At 65.6% G+C, this 3,784-nt stretch carries 5 protein-coding genes; 4 read left to right on the top strand and 1 reads right to left on the bottom strand.

Going from position 1 to position 3,784, the window contains the following annotated elements:
* The 4 genes from VNT50_RS12190 to VNT50_RS12175 form a co-directional block, all read left to right on the top strand.
* A partial coding sequence (locus VNT50_RS12190; RefSeq protein WP_325485387.1) for a GDP-mannose 4,6-dehydratase occupies positions 1-379 on the top strand: 379 nt, incomplete at its 5' end.
* A gap of 29 nt (positions 380-408) precedes the next feature.
* Positions 409-1,548, top strand: coding sequence for a UDP-galactopyranose mutase (gene glf, locus VNT50_RS12185; protein ID WP_325485386.1), 1,140 nt, complete (start codon positions 409-411; stop codon positions 1,546-1,548).
* Between the two features lie 10 nt (positions 1,549-1,558).
* The gene (locus VNT50_RS12180; RefSeq protein WP_325485385.1) at positions 1,559-2,368 is read left to right on the top strand and encodes an ABC transporter permease; all 810 of its coding nucleotides are present in this window, start codon (positions 1,559-1,561) and stop codon (positions 2,366-2,368) included.
* A complete protein-coding gene (locus VNT50_RS12175) occupies positions 2,368-3,111 on the top strand; it encodes an ABC transporter ATP-binding protein (RefSeq protein WP_325485384.1) in 744 nt (247 codons plus the stop codon). Before VNT50_RS12180 ends, VNT50_RS12175 begins: the two co-directional genes overlap by 1 nt.
* A gap of 1 nt (position 3,112) precedes the next feature.
* On the opposite strand, the gene VNT50_RS12170 is transcribed toward VNT50_RS12175, so the two are convergent.
* Positions 3,113-3,784 (bottom strand): glycosyltransferase family protein (locus tag VNT50_RS12170; protein ID WP_325485383.1); only part of this gene is annotated, 672 nt, incomplete at its 5' end.

The raw sequence follows: 3,784 nt of genomic DNA, 5'->3' as shown, positions 1-3,784 counted from the left end.
CTCGAACTTCATCGTGCAGGCTCTTCGAGGAGAACCCATCACGATCTACGGAGACGGTTCCCAGACTCGTTCGTTCTGCTACGTCGACGATCTGGTCGATGGCATGGTGCGACTCATGGGGACGGGCCACGATGTGACCGGACCCATCAATGTAGGCAACCCGGGTGAGTTCACGATGCTCGACCTGGCGGAGGCGGTACTGCAGATCACCGAGAGCTCCTCCACGATCGAGTATCGCGATCTCCCGCAGGACGACCCGAAGCAACGTCAGCCCGACATCACGCGAGCTCGGAACGAACTCGGCTGGGAACCAACGGTCGCACTTGCGGCCGGTCTTCAGACCACGGTGGATTACTTCCGCAACCTGCTCGCCGCCTGACGCCGTCGTTCCTCACGAAAGCACCCACAATGGACCTCCTCATCGTCGGCTCCGGCTTCTTCGGCCTCACCATCGCCGAGCGGGCCGCGGCATCCGGTCGTAAGGTCACGGTCATCGACCGTCGCCATCACATCGGCGGCAACGCCTACAGCGAGAACGAGGCGGAGACCGGCATCGAGGTGCACCGCTACGGCGCGCACCTCTTCCACACCTCCAACCCGACGGTGTGGGAGTACGTGAACCGCTTCACGACTTTCACGAACTACGTGCACCGCGTGTACACGAACCACAAGGGCGTCGTCTTCCCGCTGCCGATCAACCTCGGCACGATCAACCAGTTCTTCCACGCGGGCTACTCGCCCGATGAGGCCAAGGCCCTGATCCACGAGCTCGCCGGCGAGTTCGACGTGATGGGTGCGGCGAACCTCGAAGAGAAGGGCATCGCCCTGATCGGTCGCCCCCTGTACGAGGCATTCATCCGCGACTACACGGCCAAGCAGTGGCAGACCGACCCAAAGAACCTGCCCGCCGAGGTGATCAGCCGCCTGCCCGTGCGCTACAACTACGACAACCGGTACTTCAACGACACGTGGGAGGGCCTGCCGACGGACGGCTACACCGCGTGGATCGAGCGGATGGCCGACCACCGCAACATCGAGGTCAAGCTGGGCATCGACTTCTTCGACGGAGCGCAGCCCCTCAACAAGGCGGCGACCGTGGGGCAGCTGCCGATTGTGTACACCGGTCCGATCGACCGCTACTTCGACGACGCCGAGGGCGCCCTCTCGTGGCGCACCCTCGACTTCGAGGAGGAGGTCGTCACAGTGGGCGACTACCAGGGGACGTCAGTCATGAACTACGCGGATGCCGACGTGCCCTACACGCGCATCCACGAGTTCAAGCACTTCCACCCCGAGCGCGCCGACCGCTACCCGACCGACAGAACGGTCATCATGCGCGAGTTCTCGCGTTTCGCCACGCGCGACGATGAGCCCTATTACCCCGTGAACACGGCGGATGACCGCGCCGGCCTGCTCGCATATCGCGAGCTCGCGAAGGGCGAGAAGGACGTGCTCTTCGGCGGCCGCCTCGGCACGTACCAGTACCTCGACATGCACATGGCGATCGGCTCGGCGTTGTCGATGTGGAACAACCAGCTCGCCTCATAGACTCGCAACCGTGACGATCGCCACCGCCGGGGCCCCGGCATCCGCCCGGCGCTACCTGCATTCGCTGTGGCTGTTGTCGGCACGAGACCTGCGCGTGCGCTACGCGACGAGCGCGCTCGGCTATCTCTGGTCGGTGCTCGACCCGCTCGTGATGAGCCTCATCTACTGGTTCGTCTTCACGCAGGTCTTTCAGCGCACCGTCGGCCACGAGCCGTACATCGTCTTCCTCATCACCGCGCTGCTGCCCTGGGTCTGGTTCAACTCGGCCGTCTCCGACTTCACGCGCGCGTTCAACAAAGACGCGCGGCTCGTACGCTCGACCGCGATCCCGCGCTCGATCTGGATCAACCGCATCATCCTCAGCAAGGGCATCGAGTTTCTGTGCTCGCTCCCCGTGCTCGTGGGCTTCGTCATCGTCGCGGCCTTGACGAGCCCGCACCCCGTCCAGATCAATTGGGGCCTGCTGCTGTTCCCGGTCGCGGTGCTCCTGCAGATGGTGCTCCTCGTGGGGCTCGGACTGCTCGTCGCGCCACTGTGCGTGCTCTACACCGACCTCGAGCGCACCACCAAGCTGATCCTCCGCGTGCTGTTCTACGCCTCCCCGATCATCTACAGCGTGTCCGACCTGCCGGGCGTCTTCCGCGAGCTCGTGGCGTTCAATCCGCTCTCGGGCATCTTCACGCTCTACCGCGTGGGCTTCTTCCCCGAGGTCTGGGACACCCTGAGCGTCGTCGTGGGGGCGATCATGAGCGTGGCCTTCCTCCTCGCCGGGGTTTTCGTGTTCCGCGCTCTCGAGCGCTCCGTGCTGAAGGAGCTGTGATGCCCGACGCACTCGCGATCGAAGTGACCGGCCTCGGCGTCCGGTTCCGGCGCAATCGCCGCGGCCGCCGCAGTTTCAAGGACCTGTTCGCGGGGGCATCCCGCCGCACGCGGCCGAACGAGTTCTGGGCCCTCCGCAACGTGTCGTTCTCCGTCGCGCCGGGCGAGTCGATCGGCGTCGTCGGCCGCAACGGGCAGGGCAAGTCGACGCTGCTCAAACTCGTCGCCGGCGTGCTGCTCTCGGACGAGGGCCGCGTCAGCGTGCACGGGGGAGTGGCGCCGCTGATCGAGATCACCGGCGGGTTCGTCGGCGACCTCACGGTGCGCGAGAACGTGCGGCTCACGGCGGGGCTGCACGGGATGACTCGCGCCGAGGTGTCGCGCCGATTCGACGGCATCATCGAGTTCGCCGAGCTCGCCGACTCCATCGACACCCCCTACAAGCACCTCAGCAACGGCATGAAGGTGCGCCTCGCGTTCGCGGTCGTCTCGCAGCTCGACGAGCCGATCCTGCTGGTCGACGAAGTGCTCGCCGTCGGCGACAAGGCGTTCCGCGAGAAGTGCTACAAGCGCATCGACGAGCTGCTCGCCGAGGGCCGCACGCTGTTCTTCGTCAGCCACAGCGAGCGCGACCTGCGCCGGTTCTGCACGCGCGGACTCTACCTCGACAAAGGGCAACTCGCGATGGATGCCCCGATCGGCGACGTGCTCGACCGCTACAACGCCGACTACAACGAGGGTTGACTCAGGTCGTCGCGGAGTCCGCGGCCTGCGTCAGCGGCGGCATCGGCCGCCACGAGGCATCCTTGCCGAGCTTTCGCCCGTCCTTCACACCGCGCACGAGGTGGGATGTCCCACGGAACGTGCGCTCGACGAACACGAGCCGCACGAGCTCTTTGCCGAAGGTCAGTGCCGACCCGAGGAAGAACCGCACCGGGCGGTAGGCGCCGTGGGTCTTGAAGTAGTGCTTCATGTGGCCCCGGTTGCGCATGATGTAGTAGCGGTACGCGTTGCTCGAGGCGTTGAGGTGGCGCACACCCATGTCCCACTGCTTGATCTCGCGGGTGCGCTTGAGCACGAACTCGTCGACGATCACCGACGTGGTCTTGCGGGAGGCCAGCCACCCGTAGACCGAGTCGTCCCAGTAGATGAAGAACCGCGGATCGGGGAGCCCGATCTCGGCCACGATGTCGCGGTGGATGAACATGCCCTCGAAGCATCCGGAGTTCATCTCCCGATACCGCGACCCGTCGAAACCGGCCGGCGCGAAGGGGATCGGGATGCCGAGCGGAATCGACAGACGGTACTGCCAGTAGAACTCGCTGCCGTCGAAGTCGTAGCGCCGGCCCTGGATGCTCTTGAACCGCGGCGCCCAGGCGCCCATGCGGGCGAGGCCGTCGGGCAGCACCTCGACGGC

Origin of the sequence: Microbacterium sp., from assembly GCF_035554235.1 — a bacterium.
Lineage (GTDB): Bacteria > Actinomycetota > Actinomycetes > Actinomycetales > Microbacteriaceae > Microbacterium.
Note: the sequence above shows the minus strand (reverse complement) of the source record. Positions and strands in the feature narration are given on the sequence as shown.